The sequence below is a fragment of the Desulfosarcina widdelii genome (genome assembly GCF_009688965.1).
GTDB classification, from domain to species: Bacteria; Desulfobacterota; Desulfobacteria; order Desulfobacterales; family Desulfosarcinaceae; genus Desulfosarcina; species Desulfosarcina widdelii.
Window position 1 is genome coordinate 7,109,705 of the sequence record NZ_AP021875.1, and the last position, 17,189, is coordinate 7,126,893.

Consider the following 17,189-nt stretch of genomic DNA (forward strand, 5'->3'; position numbering starts at 1 on the left):
AACGTGCAGACCGCCCAACGATGCACGCTTCGTTACCGTTATTAAAGATCATTATTTGTAGCCCAGGATGGACAGCTCCCAGTTCAGCACCCCGAAAATCAACATGAGCGCAGACAGGCCTCCCATCAGCCAGGCCAGGGTTTCGACGTTGGGTTTGCCTTTGCTGTGCCCCCAGCGAAACAGGACATACCATCCGGAAAAGTAAATCACGATGACGATCAATTTCCACATAGAAGCTCTCCCCATGCAATTCGTAGCATTGAAAGAAGAAAGGTCAAATCTGCCAGTTATTGAATCCACCCCTGCGAACCAGTGCCAACACCGCTTACCCGAAAACGCTACCAGTAATCCGGTGGCGATTGCCTTCCCGCAACTTTATACCACATGTTCAGCATCCTGATCTGATCCAACAGCCGGTCTTTTCTGTCCATGATCTGCAGAAGGGCGGCATCCGGCCCCAGGCGGTCGATTTTTTCGGAAGCCATCTTTCTCACGGCTTTGTACACCTTGCTTCCCGGTTTCAATAGACCGTTTTCATTCAACAGCACCATGATGCGCGCCATGGCTTGTACTTTATTCATCGGATCGATTTTTTTGTGGCTTTAAGAAAATGTTGCCGTAAGACAACAGGCATCCTTCAAGGCCCTTGCTGCCAACCCACATGATGATGTTGCACCACAATAGCGCTGGGATGTCAATCGGTTATAGAAAGAATCCGTTCAACGATCCTCGCCCTTTTGCCTTCGGATGTGACCAGCAGGGATCGATCATCTTTCGAGAAGCAGATCGCTTCCCGTTGCCTCAACTCGGGGCAATTTTGGGGCAGAGGCAGTTCGATGACAACCGGCTGCAGTTCAAATGCGGACCTCAAGCCGGTGCCGGGCCGGCGATAGAACAGGTAGGCGTGCTTGTAAGTCAGAACGACGATCCGGGATCCGTCGGAGGAGATATCCAGCCCTGTAGGCTGGGAGCGGACATGTCCATAGGGATGGCGTCGGTCCTCGGCGGTGGGCTCAGGGATGCAATCGATGGTCGCTACAATTCTAGCCGTCACGGTCTGTCCGGGAGGATCGGGTTTCAGCGGCAAGGCAAACAACAATGGCGGCGTATCTCTTTTTGTGAGTACCAGGACCTCTCCTGCATCTTGATCCACAGCCACCCCCTCGGCATCGTGACGGCCATCCGGGTAGCGAAAAACGATTTTCCATGCTGTCTGGGCAAGCATCGGTCGTTTCTGGCGCTGCGGTGAAAGACGGGGCTCTTCGAGTACAATCAGGGTGTGAGTTGGATGCCTTTGGCGGTTGTCGCCGAAATCGGCAATGAGGAGCATCGGTTTGCCATGCCACATGAAGGTTGCCAGCCCTTCCCAGTCTCGATTGGTGGCTCCGGAGATCTTTATGCGGCCCCGGCTTCGGCCGTCCCGGCCCAAGGCAAACAAAAACGGTCCGTTACCGCCGTCGTTGACGGCCCACAGCAGGTCCGCGTCGATCAGGGAGGTGTCCATTCCCGAGCATTCCACCAGTTGTTCCGATTCGATGTGGCCGATGGTCTGAGCGGTGCCGTAAAATAGCGCTTGTCTGGACTGCCCCGACGGGCCGGCTTGCGACCACGAGAACGTCAAATCGGCCAGACAAAGGCCAAAACAAAGGGCGAGACATATCACAAAACGCTGCATCCCGGATCTCCATCTTCTTTGTGCCACGATGTGCATCAATTTCCGTGGTCATCGGCTGTCTTTCTTATTACCAGCGCATGTGGGAAGAAACAACGGTTACCTTTATCGCTTGACATTCGGAACCGATCCGATGAACATGAAATCGCCTGTCAGGCGGCGTTTGCCAACCGTTCGTACGATCTGCGCGCAAAGTAAGGCGACCCTTTCGTGCATCGGCATACAGACGCCACGATTTGATAAAAAACCCTCCGGCCGTTGGACCGTGAGGGCATCGAAGGAGTGAACATCCATGATCGAACAATGGTCGCCCAAATATCTTCTTTCCGTAATTGAGAAAAAGGGGTTGATATCCATCCAGCAGGCCAGAGAATTGTATGCCAACCGGACGAAGCTGATCCAGCAGTTCGAGAGGCGCCGCGATAAACAGGGTGGAAACAATTTTAACGAGAAACGGGATCAACCGTTCCTTTTTATCGATACCGTTGTGGCCCAGAATATCAAGCGCGAGGACAGCCCCTCAAAAATTCTGGACGAGGACATTATTTACCAGACACTTGCGGAAAGATGGAACCTGCCGTTCGTCAAGATCGATCCGCTCAAACTGGACCTGAATTTGGTCACCACCACCATTCCCATCTCGTTTGCCAAAAATCATCTGGTGCTGCCCATCGGGATCAGCCAGGGAAAACTCACCGTGGCCACCCCCAATCCTTTCAATGCCGAGGTGCTCGAGGACATCACGCGCGCCTGCCAGATGCGGGTCCATGCAGTAGTCAGCCCCCGGTCGGACATTATCAAACTCATTGACGAGTTTTTCGGTTTTAAACGGTCCATTGCTGCCGCCGAGCACCAGTTTTCCGGCCCCACCGTGGATCTGGGCAATCTCGAGCGCTATATCCAGCTTCAGTCGGCCGATGAACTGCCTTCCAACGACCAGCACGTGGTCAATGCTGTCAACCATCTTTTCCTGTATGCATTCGACCAGAAGGCCAGCGATATCCATATCGAACCCAAACGGGAGAAGAGCTTGGTCAGGATGAGAATCGACGGCGTGCTGCACACGGTCTACCAGCTACCCAAGAGTGTCCATTCGGCGATCATCAGCCGCATCAAGAACCTGTCCGGGCTGGATATGGCCGAAAAACGGCGACCCCAGGATGGCCGCATCAAGACGGGCAAGAAAGATGTGGAGGTGGAAATCCGGGTCTCCACCGTTCCCGTCGCCTTCGGCGAGAAGGTGGTCATGCGGGTCATGGACCCGGATATTCTGTTCCAGGACCTTGCGAACCTCGGTTTTTCCTCCGTGGACATGGAGAAATACAATCAGATCGTTTCCCATCCCCATGGGCTGGTTCTGGTCTGCGGACCTACCGGTAGTGGAAAATCCACAACCCTGTACTCCACCTTGAGGAAAATCAGTACCCCGGAGGTCAACGTAACCACCATCGAGGATCCCATCGAAATGGTGCACGAGGATTTCAATCAGATCGCCGTTAAACCCCAGGTTGGCATTACCTTCGGGTCTATCATGCGCAATATCCTGCGGCAGGATCCGGATATCATCATGGTTGGGGAACTAAGGGACCTGGAAACCGCGGAAAACGCGATCCAGGCGGCGCTCACCGGGCATTTGGTGCTGTCCACCCTGCACACCAACGATGCTCCCTCGTCGATCATCCGACTGATGGACCTGGGTGTTCCATCGTTTCTCATCCAGGCTACGCTTCGAGGGATTCTCTCTCAGCGGCTGGTGCGCACCATCTGCAATGCCTGCAAAGAACCCGTGGAAATGGATGCCTCCAAGCTTGCGGCTTTAGGGCTGGAAACCGGAAAATCGGGGAGCTTGACACTTTTTCACGGCAAGGGCTGCCAGAAGTGCAGGGGAACCGGTTACCAGGGTAGAACCACCATCCATGAAGTGCTCCCTTTCACCGATGCCATCAAATCCCTGACGGTACCGGATTCGGACCTTGCCGGATTGACGGCGGCCGCTCGGGCACAGGGCATGGCTTCTTTACGGGAGAGTGCCATTGAAAAACTGCTGGCGGGCGCTACAACCTACCAGGAGGTCCTGCGTGTCACTTCCGGGGATCTTCTAACGGAAAATGCAATGGGAGAAACGGCTTAATGGCTCCGTAAAAAAAGCCTGCTTCATTGAAGCAGGCTTTTTAGTCGGCTGAAAAGGGATTTTCCCGCTATTCAATCGGGGTTCGGAAGCGTTCTCCGGCAGTGATGGCCTTGTTGGCATTGGTCACAATCACCGTTGATGTGGTCCGCTCCGTATGCAGAACGAGGATCGTTCCGAAATCAACCGGTGGCAAGCTCACGGATTGGGTCTTGTCTTTTTCAGACTCGCTTTTTTTGCGATCATAGACGCTGTATTGCTGCCCGATTTCGATATTGTCCGCAGTGCCCTTGTCGATGAAGGCCAGCATGAGTTCACCGGTCATTTTGGTGTGGTCTTCCGAATTGATAATCTGGCCGTCGATCCCGGGCGTACTGGGCTTGATTTCTATTTTGGCGGACCGTTGGCTGAAGGGCATCAGCATGTCTTCCGTCTTGATCGGCCGGTACGATTTGAGGATTCTGGCGATGACCATATCCGATTTTTCTTCGGTGACTTCCAGAATCCCCAGGATATAATGCTGGACGCCGATGGTTTCCATGGCATCTCTTTCATCGGTCGGTTCCCTGTACCTGAAGATGACATGCCGGCTGCCGGGGATGAGTGCCGTCCGAGGGCTGTCCGCCGCTGGATGGACGTAAACGATGTCCCCTTCGCTGATCATGATTTTGTTTCCCTGGATCTCGAAAATGGTTCCCGAAGGCTTAACGGGCGGCTTGCGGATGAAACCGACTTTGTCTATGGAACTGTAGACGAAGAAGGGCCCGGCCGCTTCTTTCCCGACCATGGGTTTGACCGGTTTCACCGGCTCTTCCGGAGTCACGGCGACGGAATCCGTCTGAATGACGGTCTGCGATCCCGATTTTTTGTACAGCCGAATCCGCTCGCCAGGGAAAATCCAATGCGGATTGCTGATCTGATCGTTGTCTTCCCACAATTCCGGCCACAACCAGGGGGAGTCGCTGAAACGCTTGGACAGGTCCCAGAGGGTGTCGCCCTTCTGAATGGTATAGTAGAACCCCGTCTCGCTTTCGACGACATCGATTTTATCCGCTGCCATGCCCGTTGTTGTAAGCAAGAGGGGCGCAAGCAGAAAAACGGAAATAAGAACGGCTAAAGTTGTTCTACGATTCATCACCAAACCTCGTCTTTTGGGTGTCATGGATGGTTCTGTCGCAACTTTCTTATTGATTTCAGTAACCTGATTGATGGTGTGTTGTCAAGAGGAACCGTTGTTCGATACAAAACAAAAGCCCCCGCAGAAAGACCCTGCGGAGGCTTTTGTTTAAACCATGGGATAAGGTTCGGATCGGTCGATTACATCATGCCGCCCATGCCGCCCATGCCACCCATACCGCCCATGCCGGCAGCACCGGCGCCAGCCATAGGATCGGCGCCCTTTTCTTCAGGCTTATCAGCGATCATGGCTTCAGTGGTGAGCATCAGGGATGCCACGCTGCCTGCATTCTGAAGGGCAAAGCGGACCACCTTGGTGGGGTCGATCACGCCGGCTTCAATGAGATCTTCGTACTCATTTGTGGCGGCATTGTAACCGGTGGAACCTTCCTCGTTTTTGACCTTGTCGATGACAACGCTGCCTTCGTAGCCGGCATTGCTGGCGATCCGGCGCAGGGGTTCTTCGATGGCGCGCATGACCACCTTGACGCCCAGTTTCTGGTCAGCCTTGATTTTAATTTTTTCCAATGCGGGCAGTGTCCGCACCAGCGCCACGCCGCCGCCGGGAACGATGCCTTCTTCAACTGCAGCACGGGTCGCGTTAAGGGCGTCCTCCACGCGTGCTTTTTTCTCTTTCATCTCGGTCTCGGTCGCTGCGCCGACGTTGATCACGGCTACGCCGCCGATCAGCTTGGCCAGCCGCTCCTGCAGTTTTTCGCGATCGTAATCGGAGGAGGTTTCCTCGATCTGGGCGCGAATTTGCTTGACGCGACCTTCCAGAGCGGAGCGCGCACCGGCGCCGTCGACGATGGTGGTGTTGTCTTTGTCGATGCTGATGCGTTTGGCCTTGCCCAGATCGGCAAGGGTGAGATTTTCCATTTTGATGCCCAGATCTTCGGAAACAACCTGGCCGCCGGTGAGAATGGCGATGTCTTCCAACATGGCTTTTCTGCGGTCACCGAATCCGGGAGCCTTGACGGCGGCCACCTGAATCGTGCCGCGCAGTTTGTTGACCACCAAGGTCGCCAGGGCTTCGCCATCGACATCTTCGGCGATGATCATCAGCGGTTTGCCCATCTTCGCGACCTGTTCGAGAACCGGCAGCAGGTCTTTCATGTTGCTGACCTTCTTTTCGTTGATGAGGATAAAGGGGTCTTCGAGGGAGGCAACCATTTTTTCGGGATCGGTGACGAAGTAGGGGGATAGGTAGCCACGGTCGAACTGCATGCCTTCGACCACATCCAGGGTGGTTTCCATGCCTTTGGCTTCCTCGACGGTGATAACGCCTTCTTTACCGACTTTGTTCATGGCTTCGGCGATGATATTGCCGATGGTCTCGTCGTTATTGGCGGAGATGGTGCCCACCTGAGCGATTTCGCGCTGGTCTTTGGTGGGTTTGCTCATCTTGTGCAGCTCTTTGACTGCCACTTCCACAGCCTTGTCGATTCCGCGCTTGATGGCCATGGGGTTGTTGCCGGCGGCAACGAGCTTCTGGCCTTCCTCGTAGATGGCACGGGCGAGAACGGTTGCCGTGGTGGTTCCGTCGCCGGCCATGTCACTGGTCTTGCTGGCCACTTCCTTGACCATCTGGGCGCCCATGTTCTCGAACTTATCTTCCAGTTCGACTTCCTTGGCAACGGTAACACCGTCTTTGGTGACTGTGGGAGATCCCCAGGATTTGTCGATGACGACGTTTCTGCCTTTGGGGCCTAAGGTGACAACCACTGCATCGGCAAGGGCCTTGACGCCGTTGAGCATTGCTTCGCGGGCTTTCATATCGTATTTAATCACTTTACCAGCCATTTTGTATAACCTCCGTATCTTCTATAGATGGGTAATTGTTACTCAATGACGCCGAGCACGTCGTCCTCACGCATGATCAGGTATTCTTCGCCATCAATTTTTACTTCCGTTCCTGAGTATTTTCCAAACAGAATCCGGTCGCCAACCTTGATTTCCAGTGCCACACGCTTGCCGTCGTCGCCGACTTTCCCGTTGCCCACGGCTTTAACCTTTCCCTCTGCCGGTTTTTCTTTGGCTGTATCCGGGATGATAATACCGCCCTTGGTTTTGGTTTCTTCTTCGACGCGCTGCACCAAAATTCGATCCTGCAATGGTCTGAGTTTCATGTTTCCTTCTCTCCTTTTCGTTAAGAACTTGTGTTGTTACCAAACAGTCCCAATCCTAATTTGTTGTTTCAAAGGGGCCTTCTGGCCTATCGCCCTTTTTAAACGCCGATCAAAAGATCTATAAACGTAATCACAAGCAGTGAATTGTAAAGAGTGCCGGCCGGTTTTTATATGCCGCCGTCATTACTATGGCCTAATCGTCGCTTTTGGTTGCTTTGGAGGCATTGTCGCCGGGGGTGGCATTTTTTTCTGCAGATTTTTTCGATTCCGGCTCCTTGCCGCCGGTGCTTGAGGCGGGGGGCTTGGAGTAGCCTGATGCATACCATCCCGTTCCCTTGAGATGAAAACTGCTTTGGGAAATCAGCTTATTCAGCTTTCCCGAGCAGTGCCGGCATGTGGACAGTGGAGGATCCGAAAATTTCTGGATCGCTTCTTCAATTTCTCCGCACTTCGTACATTGGTATTCGTAGAGCGGCATGTATCAATTCTCCTGTAACTAAGTGCAAAAATTATAAAAAATAGGGTGTTTCGTCGAATTGACTGCACTAATATATGTCGTCTTTCGTGCTTGTCAAGAAAACGAAAGTGAAAATCAGGCCATGGTTTTCAAACCGTCGATGGGGGTGCGCCATGTGCTGTAAAAATCGAGCACGGTTCCCAATCCATGGGCTCTGACCGGATCGAGAATTTCGTGGGTGATGCCGTGGACGCGTCGCTCTTCCTCTAATTTCTCGGCTGCACTGGCATCGAAATTCTGAAGAAAGCGGCTGAAACGGACAATATGAACCAACTCGTGGGTGACCACGTACAGGGCGAAAGGAGGAAGTTCCATCTCCGGATGCGTCTTCAGCACTTCCAGGATGGCATGATCCTGAATACAGATTTTGTAGAAATCGTAGGCGCTGGAGCCCAAAACGCCGCCCTTCAGTTTGCCTTCATAGCGGATGATCTGGGCAAAGGGGCCGTTAACGATTTCCTCATCGGTCAACTCGGAAAGGGTTTTGACGTCGTACTTCGGGTGCAGCCATTGACTTGCAGACATCTTATAATGGTTGCTGACAAGTTCTTCGGCCATGGCGACCGCGTTGTTGACCATGGCCAGTTGACTGCTTGAGAATGTAGGCAACCTATCCTTTTCCTTCATAAAAGCCCTGTAGCATACACCAACTCAAGGATCAATGGGTCAAAGTAAGGCCGGATGCACTTTTCGGGAAATGGGCAAATAAAAAGATATGGACAAGCAACGGACGATGGTATATTAAATCAAGTTTATTCGACCTTACTATTTTACGACGAATGGGGGTGATCTGTTGGGCAGCGTGATCAAGAAAAGAAGAAAAAAGATGCGCAAGCATAAGCACCGCAAGCTGTTGGCCCGTACGCGGCATCAGAGAAGAAAGGGTAAATAATGATACCTTCGCACTTCTGTGATGATCTCAGATAAGAAAGCACCGACACAAGTCGCGTCGGTGCTTTCCAATCCTTCCCGGTTGCTCGACCGCTATCGCTATGGTTTTTTCAGTGGCGCTCCTTCATAGCCCTTCATGTACTTGAAAATTTCGGAGTCCGTCGAAAGGATGATCGAACTGTTGTCGGTCAGAGCCTCGTTGTACACTTCCAGCGTTTTAACGAAAGAATAAAATTCGGGGTCTACGCCGAACGATTCGGCATAAAGGCGCGTCGATTCCGCGTCGGCCTTACCCTTGACTTCCTGGGCCGTCCGGTAGGCTTCCGATTCGATGCGCTTGAGTTCCCTTTCTTTTTCACCCAGGATCTTCTGGGCTTCTCCCTTGCCTTCGGATCTGAATTTCTGGGCGATCTGCTTACGCTCGGCGATCATGCGGTCATAGACCGACTTGCGGACTTCCTCGACATAGTTCACGCGCTTGATTTTCACATCCACCAGTTCGATGCCGAATTTGGCCAGTTTGGGTTTGGCCTGTTCCAGAATGCCGGTGTCGATCTTGTCCCGCCCGACGAAAACCTGGGCAAAGCGTGCGGGTTTTTCCTTCTCCAGGTCAATTTCCGTCTGGGTGGGGGTGGCCGAATCATCTCCGAAATCCTCGAAGGTATCCAGTTCCCGATTGCTGTTGCGGACGGCTTCAATAAGGCGGTTGGAGGTGATGAAGTTGCGCACCGTGGGGTCGATAATTTCGTCCAGCCGCTGCTGGGCGCGGTTGACGAAGCCGACGGTTTTGAAAAAAACGACCGGATCGACGATTTTCCAGCGAGCGAATGTATTCACCCAGATATAGGTTTTGTCGCGGGTTGGAATCTGGCCGGGATCACCATCCCATTCCTGAAGGTTTTTCGGAAAGACCAGCGCCTTTTCGATAATCGGAAGTTTGAATTTGAGTCCCGGCTCGGTCTCGGTCCGCTGAACCTTGTCGAAACGGGTGACCACCACCTGCTCGGTCTCGTCGACCGTGTAGGCGCAGATCACCAGGAGCAATACCAGTACGCCGGCCAGGGCCAGCAGGGCTTTTACTTTCATTTGATTCCACCACCATTGTTTCCGAGATTTAAGAGAGGCAGTACGTTTTTCTGATCCGCATCCACGATGAACTTGCGGTCGATCTTGGGGAGCAGTTCCTTGAGAGATTCAAGGTAGAGCCTTCTTTTGGTCACGTCCTTGGCCTTGATATACTCACTGTAAAGGTCGCTGAAGCGGGCCGCGTCGCCCTTGGCCCGGTTGATGCGGTCGAGAGCATAGCCCTCGGCGGCCTTGATGGTGCGTTCGGCCTCGCCTCTGGCTGCCGGAATGGCCTTGTTGTAATCTTCCCGGGCCTGGTAGATCATCTTCTCTTTTTCCTGGGTGGCCTGGTTGACTTCGTTGAACGAGGGCTGCACCGGCGTGGGTACGTTGGTTTTCTTCATTTCCACGGTGACCACGTTGATGCCCGTTTCCGCCTTGTTCAGTTCGGCCTGTAGCACCCGCTGCGCCTCCACGGCGATTTCATCCCGCTTGGTGATGACTTCGTTGATGCTGCGATCCCCCACCACCAGGCGCATGCTGGACTCCGACAGATCGCGCAACAGGCCCGTCGGGTCTTTGACCTTGAACAGGTAGTTATACGGGTCCTTGATTCTGTATTGCACGATCCACGGCACGACCGCCACATTCAAATCGCCGGTGAGCATCAGGGCGATACTGGCCGTGTCCGATGCCCCTGAGTATCGCCCACCGCCGTAGTCGCCGCGTTCCGACTGAAAACCGAATTCCTCTTTGTATACGCGGTCCTGGCGAACTTTGGTGACTTTCTCGATGCCGAAGGGCAGTTTGAAGTTGGGGCCCGGCTGGGCAATGCGAACGAACTTGCCGAACTGCTGAACCACGCCGACAGAACCGGACTCAATGGTAAAAAAGACGGAGTAGCCAATCATCAGAATCACAACGACGGCGATAATCAGCAGGGAGCCGCCAGGCGGCTTGAATTTTTTCAACTGATTGACAAGATCGTCCATCTGCGGTGGAACGCCGCCAGGTTGCTGCTGATGCTGGCGGTTCAACTTTTCCCAATCCCAAGCCATTTTTTATCCTTGGTTGCGAGTGAATCGAAGCGGGTTTTTAGCCTTCGTTAACGTGCCCCGTCGCACCGCTGCGGCGGTTGAACCGGTAATGGCTGCAAGCACAAGCAGCTTATTACCCGTTGCCCGGTCAGCATGAAAACGTAGATTAATCTAAGGTTGGCATGCAGCTAAGTCAAGGGAAATCGGTTACCGCTCTCCCGGCTAAAGGGGCGCCGACATTCGAAAAGCCGGCGGGCAGGGCCGTAAAAACGGATTTCGACGTCACACCATTTTCCCGAACCGCCCGACATTTGGACCGCCCGTTAAAGGCTGTTTTGTCCGGCGTTTGTATTAATGAATTCATAAAAAGCCGTATTTACGATGCCCCCTGTATTGACTTCCGGTAAGACAATTTCTATATCCGGACAATCGGATGACAAAGAGGACGGAAAAGGATTCGGCATGCAAAAGAAGACTTCTTCAAACCAGCCGTTAACGCCGATCGGTCAGGTGCTGGATGTTATTGTCGATCGATGTCGGTCGGACAACCGGGGCGGTATCGCGCACCTGATTCGGATATGGGAGAAAACCATCGGCCCGCCCATTTCGGAAAACGCCAGACCGTTTGCCGTCAAGGGCGACCTCCTTCTCGTGCACGTCTCCAGTTCCGCCTGGCTGCATCAGCTGCGATTTCTGAAAGACGAACTGCTTGCCAAGTTCAACGCAGGCCTCGAAAGCCAGCGCATCGGGGAGATCAAGTTCAAGATCGGTCCACTATAGTGATTTGACACCGTCGCCTGCATTTTTCACCGGGTGGTTCATTCATTCGCAAACGGGATTATATGGAACCGTTGACCCGCGACCATTTTTTCAATGGCAACATTGTCCTGAAGCAACCCCGATCCGGGTACCGATTTTCCATCGATGCCGTGATCCTCGCCCATCTGGCCGAATCGTCGACCGGGGGAACCGTCTTGGACCTGGGAACCGGATGCGGCGTCGTTCCCATCATGATGGCTTATCGGAACCCGGGGCTTCGTGTGATTGGGGTGGAAATCCAGCCCTCCCTGGCGGCGGTGGCGCGGGAAAATGTGGCTGCCAACGGCATGACCGAGCGGGTCCGGATTATAGAGAAGGATATGGACCGCCTCGTACTGGCGGATATCGGCGGGCCGGTCGATCTGGTGGTGAGCAATCCTCCCTATCGCAAATTAAATTCCGGTAGAATCAATCTCCACAGCCAGAAAGCCATTGCCCGGCACGAAATCAAGGTCGATCTCAAAACCGTACTCGCCACCGCCCGAAACGTGCTGAACCTCGCCGGGCGGTTTTGCGTGATTTACCCTGCCGTGCGCACCGTGGACCTTTTGGCTGCTTTGCGGCAAGGCGGCTTGGAGCCCAAGCGCCTGACGATGATCCATTCCACTCCCGGTTCTCCGGCCCGGCTGGTTGCGGTGACCGCCATCAAAGGCGGCGGCCCGGAATTGATGGTTGATCCGCCCCTTTACCTGTACCATGAGGACGGGACCTACACTCGGGCAGCCCTGGCCATGTTCTCCGAGGTAAGGGAAAGTTAGGTGGCTCTAGTTCCCGAGGGTGCGCAGGACCAGCCCTGATTTTACCTTGGGATAAAAATAGGTCGATTTGCGCGGCATGACCAGGCCTTTGCGGGCCACTTCCTGGACCTGTTCGATGCGGGTGGGATTGAGGATGAAAGCGACATCGTAAGCGCCGCTGTCAATGGATTGCAGTGCCTTGCCCGCCTCGCTGGAATATCCGATGAGGGTGGCGTCGTCCAGACGCTGCTGGTCGAATCCGAGAATCTTCATGAACACCAGCCGGGTGAGCACCGTCACGTCCAGTGATCGCAGGGCCGCATCCAGTTCCTTTCCAAAAAGTTCTTCCATGACGCCGGCTTTGAGCTTCAGCAGATGAAAGACCGGCGTTTTATGGCCGTAAATGCCGATGCACTGTCGCTCTTTATCGCTGCCTAATGCCTCAAGGAACTTTCGTTCGACGGCCGGGCGATTTTCGGGAGTGAAAGGAAATTCGGCGACGTCGAAATAGGTTCGGGTCTTGCCGATAGCCTGTTGTAGATCCTCCGGCCCGACGGCTTTGATCAACCGGTGGGCGGGCAGAATAATCAACCCCGGATCGCTCATGCTGGACAGGTACATGAGAACATGGTTGGCCGGATGGTCGGCGTCGAATGAAGCATCGGACGCCTTGAGATAGTCCCTGAACTCCAGGGCGGTTTCATAGCGGTGGTGGCCGTCGGCGATAAACAGCCGTTTATCCTGCATGGACTCGGTAACCTGCCGGTGGACGGCCGGATCGAGAATTTGCCACAATCGATGCCGATGGTTGTCGTCGTCAATGAAGTCGATGCAAGGGGCGCTCTGGCCAACGGCCTCGATGAGGGTGTCCAGAATGCCGCTTTCGTCCGGGTACAACGAGAAGATCGGACAATAGTTGCAATGGGTGGCTTTCATCAACTCGAGCCTTTCGGATCGGACTTTGGAGAAGGTTTTTTCGTGGGGCAGGATAATGCGTTTTTCGAAGGGTTCGAGGCCCACCTGAGCGATCAGCCCATAGCGCGTAAAGGTTTCGCCTTTATGCGGATAGCCGATGGCCTTGAGATACAGGGCCGGCTGCGCTTCCTTTTTAAGAATGCCTTGCTGCATCCATTCGTGGAAACAGGCTGCCGAACGGGTGTGAGGGTTGTCCGTGGCCGTATCGGTCGCTTTGCCCGGGTTCAGGATCAGGCGGATCACGTTGTTGGGGTGCCGGTTATAAAATGCCGCCTGTTCTTCAGGCGAAATCACATCATAGGGCGGCGTAGCGACGTCCGCGCTGTTGCCGATGATATCCGGGTTGTAGCGGATCCCTTTGAAAGGCGTTACGGTGGCCATGGACTTAAGGTTCCTTTCTATCTGGTTGGTTGAATTACCGAATTGGGTCAAATACACCAGTTGCCCCTGTGAGTTCAAGACCAAAACCGGACTATCCATCGGGTGAGATGGATGCCTCTATGATGCCGAAATTTTGAGGCTTGACAAACCGATTGAAAAAAGGATATCGATCACTTTTTTATACTGGTGCCTGCGTGGCAAAGGAGAGGTGGCCGAGTGGCTGAAGGCCCCGCTCTCGAAAAGCGGTATCCTGCCAAAAGCGGGATCGTGGGTTCGAATCCCACCCTCTCCGCCATTACCGGTTTATTTCACAGGCCGGGAGGGGAGACGGTGTGCATCCCCGATTTTCGGTTGCGTCCGGCACCGCTTGGTTGTTGTGGTTGCCTTATGCGGAGAGATGTCCGAGTTGGCTGAAGGAGCACGACTGGAAATCGTGTGTGTCGTTTATAGCGGCACCGAGGGTTCGAATCCCTCTCTCTCCGCCATCACCGCTTTCGGCGGTTCCCGCCCCATTTCCCACAGATGTGTTTATCCAGACCGCTTTTCCTGATCCCTGACGGACAGAACCCGGGAATCTGCGGGTTGCCAGCCGGCGGCGCTTGGGATACACTGGTGCAGCAAATCGGCACTCAAAGGAAGTGACGTCCAATGGCTTATCTGGTATTAGCGCGCAAATACAGGCCCCAGACATTCGACGAAGTGGTCGGTCAGGCGCATGTCACCCGGACACTGAAAAACGCCATCGAGAAGGGGCGCGTAGCCCACGCCATGCTTTTCTCCGGACCGCGGGGAACCGGTAAAACCACCATCGCCCGCATCCTGGCCAAGGCCATGAACTGCGAATCCGGCGCCACCGCAACGCCCTGCAACGTCTGCCGATCCTGCAGCGACATCACCGCCGGACGCGGTGTGGACGTATTCGAAATCGACGGCGCCTCCAACAACAGCGTCGACCAGATTCGGGAACTGCGGGAGAACAGCCGCTACATGCCGGCCCACAGCCGATACAAGATCTACATTATCGACGAAGTTCACATGTTGAGCATCGCTGCTTTCAACGCCCTGCTCAAGACTCTGGAAGAACCGCCGGAACATGTCCTGTTTTTCTTTGCCACGACGGAAGCCCATAAAATCCCAGTTACCATCCTGTCCCGCTGCCAGCGGCACGATCTGAAGCGAATCGATCTCGATGCGGTGGTCGACCACCTGGAAACGATCTGTCGACAGGAATCGGTATCCGTTGCAGCGGACAACCTGTGGGTCGTCGCCCGGGAATCCGGCGGCAGCATGCGAGACGCCCTGAGCCTTCTGGATCAGATCCTGGCCTGTGGCGAAAGCCGTATGGACGAAGGGTATGTCATGCGCCTTCTGGGCAGCATGGACCGTCAGGTACTGTTCGATCTTTCCGACGCGGTGTTTGCCCGGGATATTTCCCGGGTGCTGGGCGCCATCGATACGGTTTATAAGAGTGGCCAGGATTTGAAGCGTTTTTATGCCGATCTGCTGGCCCATTTTCGCCATTTAATGTTGATTAAAATGGGTGCCCGACCGGAATTGCTGGACGATCTGGCTGCCGGAGAAATCGAAACTCTGGCCCGTCAGGTCAAAGCGGTTTCCACTGTTTTTATCGATCAGGTTTTTACGATATTGTTCAACGCCGAAGCCGGCATCCGTTATGCCACCTCGCCCAGGCTGGCCTTGGAAACCGCGTTTTTCAAGATTCACCAGATCCAGCCGGCGCTGCCCATCGACCTGCTGATCGAACGTCTGGACGATCTTTTGAAGCAGGCGCCTGCCGTCGCCGCGTCGGGAATTGTCGAATCCCAATCCGCTTACGGCCAGGCCGATGCGGCGGCAAAGGTAGCGTTGCCCGGCCCTTCGGCAAAAACGGATTTGCCGGCAGTGGAAAAGCCGCTATCTTATGCGCCTGAAAAAAGTGGTGCCGCGGCCGATCCGGGGGGCTCCAAAGATGTTCAGGAACTCTGGCATCGCGCCGTTGCCGTGATCGGGGAAAGCAAGCCCTCCATTGCAGCGGCGCTTGGCCGGGCGCAGCTTGGCGATGTGTCCGACCAGGAGTTTACGGTAGTCCTGCACGAAAACGGGTATACGGCCAACCTGGTGAAGAAAAATCTGGCCATGGTCGAGTCCGTATGTCGCGAACAGACCGGGCGCAAGGTCCATATCGATTTATCGGACAATGCGGCCGATGAGAAAAACAACGTTGCGGAAAAACAAAAGGCCGATGAAATTCGGCAAACGCTGCTCAACCATCCGTTGGTGGCCGATGCCGTGGAAATTTTCAACGGGAAAATCGAAGAGATTAAAATCGGATAGGAGGTATGATCGATGAAGGGTATGGGAAACATGATGAAGCAGGCCCAGAAGCTTCAATCCAAGATGATGCGCATGCAGGAAGAACTGGCCACCCGCACCGTCGAGACAACGGCCGGGGGCGGCATGATCACTGTGGTGGCCAACGGCGCCCAGCAGATCGTATCCATTAAAATCGAAAAGGAAGTGGTCGATCCCGATGACGTCGAGATGCTTCAGGACCTGGTCTTGGCCGCGGTAAACGATGCCCTGACCAAATCCCAGGAGATGGTTTCCGGCGAGATGGGCAAACTCACCGGAGGCATGAAGATCCCCGGTTTGATGTAATGGACTATTATCCCGGTTCAATCAGGAATCTGATCCGAACCCTGGCGCGCCTGCCGGGGATCGGTCAGAAAACCGCCGAACGCTTGGCCATGCACATTCTCCAGCAGCCGGTCGAGGAGGCCAACCAGCTTGCCAGAAGCATCGTGGATCTGAAAAAACGGCTGCGGCTCTGCTCTTGCTGTTTTTCCCTGAGTGACGACGACCTGTGCCGGATTTGCCGCGACCCTTCCCGCGACAACGGCCTGGTCTGTGTGGTGGAACAGCCGGCGGACATGGCATCCATCGAAAAATCGGGCGCCTTCAACGGGCGCTATCATATTTTGGGGGGCTGCCTGTCCCCCATGGACGGGGTCGGGCCCGAGGATATCCGAATCACGGAACTGACCCACCGGGTACAAAAAGAAGGGGTGAGCGAGATTATCCTGGCCACCGGCACCAACGTTGAAGGGGAGTCCACGGCGGCCTACATCGCCGGGATCCTGTCGCCATTAGGTGTCAAGGTCAGCCGCATCGCTTCAGGGGTGCCCATGGGCGGTGATTTGAAATATGTGGATCAGGTTACATTGAAGCGGGCCATGGAGAGTCGACATGGGATCTGAAGATCGGTGTGCGGAGCTGTTTTCCTGCACCCTGTGCGGCGATTGCTGCAAAGGTTTTGGCGGCACCTACCTGACCGAGGCGGACATTGTCGCGATCGCCCGGTACATTGGCGTTTCAACCCAGCGCCTGAAGGCGGATTATACCTGCAAGTCCGGGCAGCGAAGGGTGATCGCCCAGGGCGACAACGGCTACTGCATTTTCTGGGACAAGGTCTGCACCATCCACCCGGTCAAGCCCCGAATGTGTCGGCAGTGGCCCTTCATCCCCGGCGTTCTGGTGGATGTGGCCAACTGGCACGCTATGGCGGCGTCCTGTCCCGGAATGAATACCGACGTTCCGGATCGTAAAATCACCGAATGTGTGAAACGGTCGCTGCAAACCTGAATGGCGCATCGCAATCTTCC

At 54.6% G+C, this 17,189-nt stretch carries 19 protein-coding genes and 2 tRNA genes; 10 read left to right on the forward strand and 11 right to left on the reverse strand.

Features of this window, described 5'->3' with window-relative positions:
• Positions 1–51: 51 nt before the first annotated feature.
• From GN111_RS32390 to GN111_RS32400, 3 genes are all read right to left on the reverse strand, one after another.
• The gene (locus GN111_RS32390; protein ID WP_155307703.1) at positions 52–231 is read right to left on the reverse strand and encodes a hypothetical protein; all 180 of its coding nucleotides are present in this window, start codon (positions 229–231) and stop codon (positions 52–54) included.
• A gap of 107 nt (positions 232–338) precedes the next feature.
• Entirely contained in the window at positions 339–581 is a 243-nt protein-coding gene (locus tag GN111_RS32395) for a hypothetical protein (protein ID WP_155307704.1), read from the reverse strand.
• A gap of 113 nt (positions 582–694) precedes the next feature.
• A complete protein-coding gene (locus tag GN111_RS32400; RefSeq protein WP_155307705.1) occupies positions 695–1,675 on the reverse strand; it encodes a hypothetical protein in 981 nt (326 codons plus the stop codon).
• A gap of 289 nt (positions 1,676–1,964) precedes the next feature.
• Between GN111_RS32400 and GN111_RS32405 the strand changes: the two genes are divergently transcribed.
• Complete coding sequence (locus tag GN111_RS32405) at positions 1,965–3,803, forward strand: GspE/PulE family protein (protein ID WP_155307706.1); 1,839 nt, start codon at positions 1,965–1,967, stop codon at positions 3,801–3,803.
• Positions 3,804–3,870: 67 nt separating this feature from the next.
• On the opposite strand, the gene GN111_RS32410 is transcribed toward GN111_RS32405, so the two are convergent.
• The 5 genes from GN111_RS32410 to GN111_RS32430 all read right to left on the reverse strand — a co-directional run bounded on the left by GN111_RS32410 (position 3,871) and on the right by GN111_RS32430 (position 8,231).
• Entirely contained in the window at positions 3,871–4,935 is a 1,065-nt protein-coding gene (locus GN111_RS32410; RefSeq protein WP_170302564.1) for a LysM peptidoglycan-binding domain-containing protein, read from the reverse strand.
• 182 nt (positions 4,936–5,117) lie between these two features.
• A complete protein-coding gene (gene groL / locus GN111_RS32415; RefSeq protein WP_155307708.1) occupies positions 5,118–6,779 on the reverse strand; it encodes a chaperonin GroEL in 1,662 nt (553 codons plus the stop codon).
• 38 nt (positions 6,780–6,817) lie between these two features.
• Positions 6,818–7,105 (reverse strand): co-chaperone GroES, encoded by a 288-nt coding sequence (gene groES, locus GN111_RS32420; RefSeq protein WP_155307709.1) that lies wholly within the window; start codon positions 7,103–7,105, stop codon positions 6,818–6,820.
• Positions 7,106–7,298: 193 nt separating this feature from the next.
• A complete protein-coding gene (locus tag GN111_RS32425) occupies positions 7,299–7,583 on the reverse strand; it encodes an FmdB family zinc ribbon protein (protein ID WP_155307710.1) in 285 nt (94 codons plus the stop codon).
• 114 nt (positions 7,584–7,697) lie between these two features.
• Positions 7,698–8,231 carry a hypothetical protein gene (locus GN111_RS32430; protein WP_155307711.1) on the reverse strand — a complete coding sequence of 178 codons (534 nt, stop codon included), beginning with the start codon at positions 8,229–8,231 and terminating at the stop codon, positions 7,698–7,700.
• A gap of 184 nt (positions 8,232–8,415) precedes the next feature.
• On the opposite strand from GN111_RS32430, the gene GN111_RS32435 reads away from it, so the two are divergent.
• Positions 8,416–8,514, forward strand: a complete 99-nt coding sequence (locus GN111_RS32435) for a 30S ribosomal protein bS22 (RefSeq protein ID WP_073474648.1) — start codon at positions 8,416–8,418, stop codon at positions 8,512–8,514.
• Positions 8,515–8,612: 98 nt separating this feature from the next.
• Here GN111_RS32435 and hflC read toward each other — a convergent pair whose 3' ends face one another.
• Both hflC and hflK read right to left on the reverse strand, forming a co-directional pair.
• On the reverse strand, positions 8,613–9,599 hold the full coding sequence (gene hflC / locus GN111_RS32440; protein WP_155307712.1) for a protease modulator HflC: 987 nt from the start codon (positions 9,597–9,599) through the stop codon (positions 8,613–8,615).
• On the reverse strand, positions 9,596–10,636 hold the full coding sequence (gene hflK, locus GN111_RS32445) for an FtsH protease activity modulator HflK (RefSeq protein WP_155307713.1): 1,041 nt from the start codon (positions 10,634–10,636) through the stop codon (positions 9,596–9,598). Before hflK ends, hflC begins: the two co-directional genes overlap by 4 nt.
• Before the next feature lie 441 nt (positions 10,637–11,077).
• On the opposite strand from hflK, the gene GN111_RS32450 reads away from it, so the two are divergent.
• Both GN111_RS32450 and GN111_RS32455 read left to right on the forward strand, forming a co-directional pair.
• Positions 11,078–11,395, forward strand: a complete 318-nt coding sequence (locus GN111_RS32450; protein WP_170302565.1) for a DciA family protein — start codon at positions 11,078–11,080, stop codon at positions 11,393–11,395.
• A gap of 62 nt (positions 11,396–11,457) precedes the next feature.
• On the forward strand, positions 11,458–12,192 hold the full coding sequence (locus GN111_RS32455; protein WP_155307715.1) for a tRNA1(Val) (adenine(37)-N6)-methyltransferase: 735 nt from the start codon (positions 11,458–11,460) through the stop codon (positions 12,190–12,192).
• Positions 12,193–12,198: 6 nt separating this feature from the next.
• On the opposite strand, the gene GN111_RS32460 is transcribed toward GN111_RS32455, so the two are convergent.
• Positions 12,199–13,527, reverse strand: a complete 1,329-nt coding sequence (locus GN111_RS32460) for a DUF1015 domain-containing protein (RefSeq protein ID WP_170302566.1) — start codon at positions 13,525–13,527, stop codon at positions 12,199–12,201.
• Between the two features lie 202 nt (positions 13,528–13,729).
• Between GN111_RS32460 and GN111_RS32465 the strand changes: the two genes are divergently transcribed.
• The 6 genes from GN111_RS32465 (at position 13,730) to GN111_RS32490 (ending at position 17,169) form a co-directional block, all read left to right on the forward strand.
• A tRNA-Ser gene (locus GN111_RS32465) sits at positions 13,730–13,822 on the forward strand.
• 96 nt (positions 13,823–13,918) lie between these two features.
• Positions 13,919–14,012, forward strand: a tRNA-Ser gene (locus GN111_RS32470).
• A gap of 163 nt (positions 14,013–14,175) precedes the next feature.
• Positions 14,176–15,861, forward strand: a complete 1,686-nt coding sequence (dnaX, locus tag GN111_RS32475) for a DNA polymerase III subunit gamma/tau (RefSeq protein ID WP_155307717.1) — start codon at positions 14,176–14,178, stop codon at positions 15,859–15,861.
• A 12-nt stretch (positions 15,862–15,873) separates the two neighbouring features.
• Positions 15,874–16,185, forward strand: coding sequence for a YbaB/EbfC family nucleoid-associated protein (locus GN111_RS32480; RefSeq protein ID WP_155307718.1), 312 nt, complete (start codon positions 15,874–15,876; stop codon positions 16,183–16,185).
• Entirely contained in the window at positions 16,185–16,784 is a 600-nt protein-coding gene (gene recR, locus GN111_RS32485) for a recombination mediator RecR (protein ID WP_155307719.1), read from the forward strand. Before GN111_RS32480 ends, recR begins: the two co-directional genes overlap by 1 nt.
• Entirely contained in the window at positions 16,774–17,169 is a 396-nt protein-coding gene (locus GN111_RS32490) for a YkgJ family cysteine cluster protein (RefSeq protein ID WP_155307720.1), read from the forward strand. The genes recR and GN111_RS32490 overlap by 11 nt, the downstream gene beginning before the upstream one ends.
• Positions 17,170–17,189: the final 20 nt, after the last annotated feature.

Bases quoted from the DNA above. Each gene is read 5' to 3' on its own strand.
- GN111_RS32390 (WP_155307703.1), bottom strand. From the start codon at position 231: ATGTGGAAATTGATCGTCATCGTGATTTACTTTTCCGGATGGTATGTC.
- GN111_RS32395 (WP_155307704.1), bottom strand. From the start codon at position 581: ATGAATAAAGTACAAGCCATGGCGCGCATCATGGTGCTGTTGAATGAA.
- GN111_RS32400 (WP_155307705.1), bottom strand. From the start codon at position 1,675: ATGCAGCGTTTTGTGATATGTCTCGCCCTTTGTTTTGGCCTTTGTCTG.
- GN111_RS32405 (WP_155307706.1), top strand. From the start codon at position 1,965: ATGATCGAACAATGGTCGCCCAAATATCTTCTTTCCGTAATTGAGAAA.
- GN111_RS32410 (WP_170302564.1), bottom strand. From the start codon at position 4,935: ATGAATCGTAGAACAACTTTAGCCGTTCTTATTTCCGTTTTTCTGCTT.
- groL (WP_155307708.1), bottom strand. From the start codon at position 6,779: ATGGCTGGTAAAGTGATTAAATACGATATGAAAGCCCGCGAAGCAATG.
- groES (WP_155307709.1), bottom strand. From the start codon at position 7,105: ATGAAACTCAGACCATTGCAGGATCGAATTTTGGTGCAGCGCGTCGAA.
- GN111_RS32425 (WP_155307710.1), bottom strand. From the start codon at position 7,583: ATGCCGCTCTACGAATACCAATGTACGAAGTGCGGAGAAATTGAAGAA.
- hflC (WP_155307712.1), bottom strand. From the start codon at position 9,599: ATGAAAGTAAAAGCCCTGCTGGCCCTGGCCGGCGTACTGGTATTGCTC.
- hflK (WP_155307713.1), bottom strand. From the start codon at position 10,636: ATGGCTTGGGATTGGGAAAAGTTGAACCGCCAGCATCAGCAGCAACCT.
- GN111_RS32450 (WP_170302565.1), top strand. From the start codon at position 11,078: ATGCAAAAGAAGACTTCTTCAAACCAGCCGTTAACGCCGATCGGTCAG.
- GN111_RS32455 (WP_155307715.1), top strand. From the start codon at position 11,458: ATGGAACCGTTGACCCGCGACCATTTTTTCAATGGCAACATTGTCCTG.
- GN111_RS32460 (WP_170302566.1), bottom strand. From the start codon at position 13,527: ATGGCCACCGTAACGCCTTTCAAAGGGATCCGCTACAACCCGGATATC.
- dnaX (WP_155307717.1), top strand. From the start codon at position 14,176: ATGGCTTATCTGGTATTAGCGCGCAAATACAGGCCCCAGACATTCGAC.
- GN111_RS32480 (WP_155307718.1), top strand. From the start codon at position 15,874: ATGAAGGGTATGGGAAACATGATGAAGCAGGCCCAGAAGCTTCAATCC.
- recR (WP_155307719.1), top strand. From the start codon at position 16,185: ATGGACTATTATCCCGGTTCAATCAGGAATCTGATCCGAACCCTGGCG.
- GN111_RS32490 (WP_155307720.1), top strand. From the start codon at position 16,774: ATGGGATCTGAAGATCGGTGTGCGGAGCTGTTTTCCTGCACCCTGTGC.